At 59.1% G+C, this 1,290-nt stretch carries 1 protein-coding gene; it reads right to left on the reverse strand.

Annotated features, from left to right (window positions below):
* Nucleotides 1-385: 385 nt before the first annotated feature.
* Complete coding sequence (locus VBE63_RS29570; RefSeq protein WP_323686545.1) at nucleotides 386-1,213, reverse strand: serine protease; 828 nt, start codon at nucleotides 1,211-1,213, stop codon at nucleotides 386-388.
* Nucleotides 1,214-1,290 lie beyond the last annotated feature (77 nt).

Below are 1,290 nucleotides of genomic sequence, written 5' to 3' on the forward strand. Positions count from 1 at the left end.
CTGCGCGAGATCCGCTCCCGCGCCTGACGCCTCATTGGCCCCGGAACCGCTCGTCTGCCTTGCGATGTTGCCAGAGGCGGTCGTCACCGTCTGGAAACCGCGCTGCAGGCCAAGCAGGCCGCTGTCGAGTGCGTTGATGGTCATGTCATCTCACGTCCTGGATCTGTAGGTTATGCGCCGAGGTCAGCAACAGCCCGGCGTGTCCCTAAGCGTCGAATGTTCTGGTTCCAACCCTGCTTGATTACAGGTTTCAGTAGTTAGCAGAACGCATCAAAAAAAGCTGTGGCTTGCGTAGCAGTTCACAGCAGACCCTTTAGCAAGACATCCAAAGCAGCGCTGAAGAACAACGGCTGGATGTCTAAGCACAAAGGACGCAGCAGCGCCCTCAACGAGGTGATTCCGAAGCCTGACCAAGCCAAAGATTTAACTTCTCTCGATACGCCAGTCCCAACCAACCGTAGTCATCCATTCCCTCGAGATTCTCGCAACTGCTCAACCCGCCGGAGAGCACCCCGATCAGCTCACCTGTAGAGGCCAGAAACAGCCCTGAGCCACTGCTGCCAGAGTCGGTAACACCGGCTGTCCAGGCAACGCTCAGGTAGTGGATGCCGTCCGGATCAGCATCCTCGCCACAGTAGGCCGCATCCTCGCAGTGCAGATAATCTTTGAGTCCACCCTCTGTGATCTTTTGCGGAGCTCCATGCGGATGATGGACACTCACAACTGGCTCGCCCTCGAGCGGAAGCGCCGTCGACCAACGGACAAAGGCCGCTCCCTCGGGGGGAGTATGGCGCAACCGCAGCAAACTGCTGTCGGCTGATGTCACCATCGCCAGCAAATCGGCACCGCCCCGAACCCACAAAGGTGCTTCAGCAGGTCCATCGCACTCTCGTGCTCGATACTCCCAGACGGTCTCGACGCTCGAGGCCTTCGGCTGATCGGACACACAATGATGCGCGGTCAGCAGATAAGGAATCTCCGTCGCTGTATCAGCATCGGCGAGCAGGGTACCTGTGCAAGTGCCTGTCTCGCCGTCGGCATCCGTGAACAGGATCAAGGCTGTCGCCCGGCTGATCTGTTCCGCGCTCTCGTCACAGGCGACATCGCGATAGCAATCTATCGTAGTGTGAACCTCATCCTGCAGCCAGGGCAGCCTGAACAGATGCGAGACCTGCGGTACGGAGACTTGGACCTGCTCAGGATCGACGCCCACCGGAAGCTCGATTTCGAGGACGAGCGCCTCACCCACGAACACCGGAGACCAGTTGAGTCAACGGGGGCTGCTCAATG

Source organism: Lamprobacter sp. (assembly GCF_034860625.1).
GTDB lineage: Bacteria > Pseudomonadota > Gammaproteobacteria > Chromatiales > Chromatiaceae > Lamprobacter.